At 29.5% G+C, this 5,865-nt stretch carries 4 protein-coding genes and 1 other RNA gene; all 5 read left to right on the top strand.

Annotated elements, in window-relative coordinates; translation table 11 throughout:
* Positions 1 to 146 precede the first annotated feature (146 nt).
* The 5 genes from RWN11_RS06605 to RWN11_RS06585 all read left to right on the top strand — a co-directional run bounded on the left by RWN11_RS06605 (position 147) and on the right by RWN11_RS06585 (position 5,808).
* Positions 147 to 929, top strand: coding sequence for a nucleotidyltransferase domain-containing protein (locus RWN11_RS06605; RefSeq protein ID WP_314160965.1), 783 nt, complete (start codon positions 147 to 149; stop codon positions 927 to 929).
* 277 nt (positions 930 to 1,206) lie between these two features.
* Positions 1,207 to 4,035, top strand: a complete 2,829-nt coding sequence (gene uvrA, locus RWN11_RS06600; RefSeq protein ID WP_314160964.1) for an excinuclease ABC subunit UvrA — start codon at positions 1,207 to 1,209, stop codon at positions 4,033 to 4,035.
* Positions 4,036 to 4,213: 178 nt separating this feature from the next.
* Positions 4,214 to 4,396, top strand: a non-coding RNA gene (ssrS, locus tag RWN11_RS06595) — 6S RNA.
* A gap of 71 nt (positions 4,397 to 4,467) precedes the next feature.
* Positions 4,468 to 5,235 carry a tRNA threonylcarbamoyladenosine dehydratase gene (locus RWN11_RS06590; RefSeq protein ID WP_314160963.1) on the top strand — a complete coding sequence of 256 codons (768 nt, stop codon included), beginning with the start codon at positions 4,468 to 4,470 and terminating at the stop codon, positions 5,233 to 5,235.
* A gap of 210 nt (positions 5,236 to 5,445) precedes the next feature.
* Entirely contained in the window at positions 5,446 to 5,808 is a 363-nt protein-coding gene (locus RWN11_RS06585) for a helix-turn-helix domain-containing protein (protein ID WP_084812676.1), read from the top strand.
* Positions 5,809 to 5,865 lie beyond the last annotated feature (57 nt).

Genomic DNA, 5,865 nt, shown 5'->3' with positions numbered 1-5,865 from the left:
ACTGATTTCTCAGAAATCACGATTTTTGAGTCACTCCATTTTTTCTTAATATTTAATAAAAGTTTTAAAAAAATATATATACAAATAAGGATGTATGTTAGAATAATATGTAATAGGAATTATATCGATATTGAAAGGATAATACAATGGTAGTATTTGATAAACTTTGGCTAGAATTTACTAAATTCCCTGAGGTAACAGCAATAGTATTGGGGGGCTCTAGAAGTGATAATAACTTTGATAAAAGTTCCGATTATGACCTCTATATTTATTGTACAAGCATACCCGATAAAGATTGTAGAAAATTAATTTTAGATAAATATTGTTCTTACATTGAATTAAATAATCAATTTTGGGAATTTGAAGATGATTGTACTTTATCTGATGGGGTAGATATAGATATTATTTATAGAAATATAAATGATTTTGAGAATAATATAGAAAATGTTGTGGAAAAACATCGAGCTGGTAATGGTTATACAACATGTTTTTGGCATAACTTGAAAAATAGTAAAGTTCTTTATGATCCACATAAAGAATTTTATAAAATACAAGAAAGATTTGAAGTCCCATTTCCTAAGGAGTTAAAAGAAAATATTATTTCAAAAAATCTTCGTTTATTAACAGGGAACTTACCTTCTTATGATAAACAGATTCTAAAAGCATTTAATCGTGGGGATTTTATTAGTGTAAATCATCGTATGGCTGCATTTATAGAATCTTATTTCGATATTATTTTTGCAGTAAATGAACTTACTCATCCAGGAGAAAAGAGAATGATATCGTATGCTAAAGAACATGCTAAAATTCTCCCTAAGGATTTTGAAGAAAATATGAATGTATTATTAAATAGTATGGGAAGTACTTTAGAGAATGTAGAAAATAATTTGAAAAATATTATAGATAATTTAATGGGAATTTTATCATAGATTTATTGTAAAAATTTGAACTGATATATTGATTAAATAGTAGGTTAATTTTATATATGATAAATCTTATGATTGTATTTTATCAATTCAAAAATAAATTTATATGATTTGAAAGTTTTGAAATTGTTTTTCAGAACTTTCTTTTTTAATATTCAATTACATTTATGTTATAATAAGGAGGTTAATGTAAAATTAAATGAGTCTAAAAAATAGGACACAAAATTGATTTTACAATGAATAATAAAATTTGATTGTATAGAATCATTTGAGGTAATTTATGCAAAAGAAAAATAAAATTGTAATACAAGGAGCAAGGGAAAATAACCTTAAAAATATAGATTTAGAAATCCCACGTGATCAGTTTGTTGTTATTACTGGGCTAAGTGGTAGTGGTAAAAGTTCACTGGCTTTTGATACTATCTATGCTGAAGGACAACGTCGTTATGTGGAAAGTTTAAGTGCATATGCTAGACAGTTCTTAGGTAATCTTGAAAAGCCAGATGTTGATCTTATCGAAGGATTATCGCCAGCAATATCAATAAATCAAAAAACGACATCAAAAAACCCTAGGTCAACTGTAGCAACAGTAACAGAAATTTACGATTACTTGCGTCTACTTTATGCTAGAATTGGAGAAATCTACTGTCCAAATCATCACGAGAAGATTGAGAGTAGTTCAATAAGTCAAATCGTAGATGCGATTATGTTAATGCCAGAACGTAGTAGAATCCAAATAGTAGCACCGATTGTTAAGGATAAAAAAGGTACTCATAAAAAATTAATAGATAAACTAATAAAAGATGGATATATTCGATTCAAAATTGATGGTGAATTATACGAAGTTGGAGATATTCCAGAATTAGATAAAAACAAAAAACATTCTATTAGTGTAATTATTGATAGGATAGTTATTAAAGAAGGAATTGAAACACGTTTAGCTGATTCATTAGAAACATCACTAAACCTTTCTAATAATGATTTAGTAGAAATAGATGATGTTAAAGAAGAAACTACACAATTATTCTCAACTAAGTATAGTTGTAAACACTGCGATTTTACTTTAGGTGATTTAGAGCCTCGTATTTTCTCGTTTAACAATCCACAAGGAGCATGTCCAGAATGTGATGGTTTAGGAATGCATGAAACAGTAGACGTTAATAAAATTATTCAAAAAGACTTATCGATAAATGAAGGAGCTATATTAGTTTATAATAATGCGACTTCGACATATTATCCAAGTTTAATTAAATGCGCATGTGAACATTTTGGAATTGATATGGATACTCCATTTAAAGACTTAAACAATGAACAACAACAAATTATTTTATATGGAAATAATCATGAAGAAATTACTCATAAATATATTAATGACGAAGGGGTACAACGTTCACGTATAGTATATTTTGAAGGTGTAGCGAATAATATTCTTAGACGTTATAAATCAGGGATGACTAGAGCAACAAGAGAAGCTATGGCTAAGTATATTAAAGAAGACTCATGCCGTAGTTGTAAAGGTCAAAGATTAAAACCAGAAATCTTATCGGTGTATGTCGCAGAAAAAAATATTGCAGAAGTTTGTGAAATGTCTATTAAAGATAGTTATGAATTTTTCCAAAATATAAAACTAAGTGAAAAAGACTATGCAATAGCGAAATTAGTACTTAAAGAAATTAAATCAAGATTACAGTTTTTAAATGATGTTGGTTTAGATTATTTAACACTAGATAGATCATCTGGAACATTATCAGGAGGAGAAGCTCAGCGTATCCGATTAGCAACGCAAATTGGTTCGAAACTTATGGGGGTTACTTATATTCTTGACGAACCTTCAATAGGCTTACACCAAAGAGATAATGAAAAATTAATTAATACTATGCTTTCTATGAGAGATTTAGGCAATACTGTATTAGTAGTAGAGCACGATGAAGATACGATGCTAGCTTGTGACTATATAGTTGATATAGGACCTAAAGCAGGAGAACATGGAGGCCAAGTAGTTGCTGTTGGAACACCTGATGAAATCATGGCGAATGAAAATTCTATAACTGGAGCTTATCTATCAGGCCGCAAAAAAATAGACGTACCATCGAAAAGAAGAGAAGGTAATGGTGAAAATATCGTTATTAAGAAAGCAAGAAAAAATAATCTAAAGGACGTTAGTGTGAAATTCCCACTTGGTAAATTTATTGGAGTAACTGGGGTTTCAGGTAGTGGTAAATCAACACTTGTTAATGAAATCTTGTTTAATTCAGTAAAAAATGTACTTAATAAAGAGGAAATCGATACAACTGTAGTGAAATCGGTAGAGGGAATTGAAGGAAATATAGATAAGATTATCGATATAGATCAAAGCCCAATTGGAAGAACACCACGAAGTAATCCAGCGACCTATACAGGTGTATTTGATGATATAAGAGATTTATACGCAAGTACTAATGAAGCCAAATTGCGAGGATATAAAAAAGGACGATTCAGTTTTAATGTAAAGGGTGGTCGTTGTGAAGCTTGTAGTGGTGATGGAATTCTAAAAATTGAAATGCACTTCTTGCCTGATGTTTATGTTCCATGTGAAGTATGTAAAGGTAAACGATACAACAGAGAAACATTAGAAGTTAAATATAAAGGTAAGAGTATCAGTGATGTCTTAGACATGACAATTAAGGAAGCATATGAATTCTTTGAGAATATTCCTAAGATAAAAAATAAACTTGAGACATTAGTACATGTGGGTCTTGATTATATAAGATTAGGTCAAAGTGCAACTACACTTTCTGGTGGAGAAGCTCAAAGGGTTAAACTAGCGAGTGAACTTTACAAGAAATCTACAGGAAAAACACTTTATATTCTTGATGAGCCTACAACCGGTTTACATATTGATGACATAAGTAGATTAATTAAAATTATTGATAAGTTAGTTGATGGTGGAAATACAGTTGTTGTGATTGAACACAACTTAGATGTTATAAAATGCTGCGATCATCTTATAGATTTAGGTCCAGAAGGTGGAGTAGGAGGAGGAACAATCTTAGCTGAATGTACTCCAGAGCAATTAATTGAAAATAATGAAAGCTACACAGGGAAGTTTCTGAAAAAACTCTTAAAATAATAAAAATTAAATAAAAAAATAAGTGCAAAAGAATCGATTATTAAAAATATGTTTAAAAAATATTTTACTTTATGAAAACCTTTTATTTAATAGGATTTAGATGAAAAGAATAAATCAATCTACCTGATTATACAAATTTTGAGGTTGTTTTAGTAAAGTAAGTGTGGTAAAATATAAATAGAAACTAAAGCGCTTGTAAGACTTACCATACATTCGGGCCTAACACTTTTTGAACGGGAATGAGAATCGCTTACTAGTATAAAATGCTTCCTTGAGAAGACTTTAGAACATAAGGCTATCATACCCACCTGATTATATCAGGACCAATTTAGGTAAGAATCTACGGCGTTTTGGTTTTTTTATGACTGGTTCAAAAAAGTATCCAGTCTTTTTTAATTTAAAAATTATATAATTTAAAAAATGGAGATAGAAATGTTACATCAATTTTCGAGAAATGAATTAGTAATAGGAACAGAAGGTTTAGAAATATTAAAAAGTAAAAGAGTTGGTATACTAGGTGTTGGTGGTGTAGGCTCATTTGCTGCTGAGTCGTTAGCACGTTCAGGTGTAGGATCTTTAGTTTTAATGGATAAAGATGATATCGATATAACAAATGTTAATAGACAAATACACGCCACTACTAAAACCGTAGGATGCAGTAAAGTTCAAGAAATGAAGAAAAGAATTTTGGACATTAATCCAGAATGTGAAGTTATTGCTATTCAAGATTTCTACACAGAAGATACATATCCAGTATTTTATGAGAAACAATTGGACTTTGTTATCGATGCTTGTGACACGGTGACATTTAAAATACATTTAATAAAATATTGTTTAGCAAATAATATTCCAGTGATTAGTGTAATGGGTTCTGCAAATAAACTAGATCCAACAAAATTCCAAATTGCTGATATTAGTAAAACTACAGTTTGCCCATTAGCAAAAGTAATAAGAACTAAATTTAAAAAAGAAAAAGTTCGAGGAAAAGTTCCTGTAGTATTTTCTACGGAAAGTCCGACAATTGCGAACAAAGAATATTTAGAAAAAATTGGGAAACAAGACTCATCTATACGAAAAGCGAAAATTCCACCAGCATCTAATGCATTCTGTCCTTCGGTTGCTGGTCTTATAGCAGCAAATTATGTTTATACAAATTTATTGAAAAATATAAAAATATTAACTGTTGAAAAACCTATTTAATGAATGAAAACAACGCTAGTTTAAGCGTTGTTTTATTTTTGTTCGAGGTTGACATATCACAGTTCTTGGTAGTATTTCTGTAAAAATTACACATAATTTGAAAATAATATTTCATATTAGCATAAAAAAAAGGTTCAAAAATTTATAATTTAATTTGATTTTTTATAGAAAACAAGGTATAATGGTTATAGATGAGAAAGGAGGATTACTTTGAAGAATAAAGGAACATTACTGGCACAAAACTTAAAAAAACTTCGAAAAATGAACAATTACTCTATGTCAACTGTAGCAGATAAACTAGAGTTATCATCTCATGGTGTATATGCGAACTGGGAATACGGAAGAAACGAACCTAACGTTGCAACACTAGTATCTATAGCGAAACTATATAACGTTTCTATTGATGAACTGGTTGGTTATAAAACTGAAAAAGGGGAACCAGAAGAGTTGGCAGATACTCACTTTGAAGTAATTGATATGATTAAATCATTGGACAGTGAGGATTGTAAATTAGTAGAAGAAGTTTTGAGAAGATTTAGGGGATATTCTTTTTCTAGAAATATAAATCTATAACATACTCAAATACTTAGGCTATAGAGTTATAATGTAGTAAATTAAATTAATAGTTTT

It is taken from the genome of uncultured Gemella sp. (assembly GCF_963519265.1).
GTDB lineage: Bacteria > Bacillota > Bacilli > Staphylococcales > Gemellaceae > Gemella.
This window is presented reverse-complemented; position numbering and strand designations above follow the sequence as displayed.

Excerpts from the sequence above, each read along its gene's own strand:
- RWN11_RS06590 (WP_314160963.1), top strand. The coding sequence starts at position 4,468 with ATGTTACATCAATTTTCGAGAAATGAATTAGTAATAGGAACAGAAGGT.
- RWN11_RS06605 (WP_314160965.1), top strand. The coding sequence starts at position 147 with ATGGTAGTATTTGATAAACTTTGGCTAGAATTTACTAAATTCCCTGAG.
- uvrA (WP_314160964.1), top strand. The coding sequence starts at position 1,207 with ATGCAAAAGAAAAATAAAATTGTAATACAAGGAGCAAGGGAAAATAAC.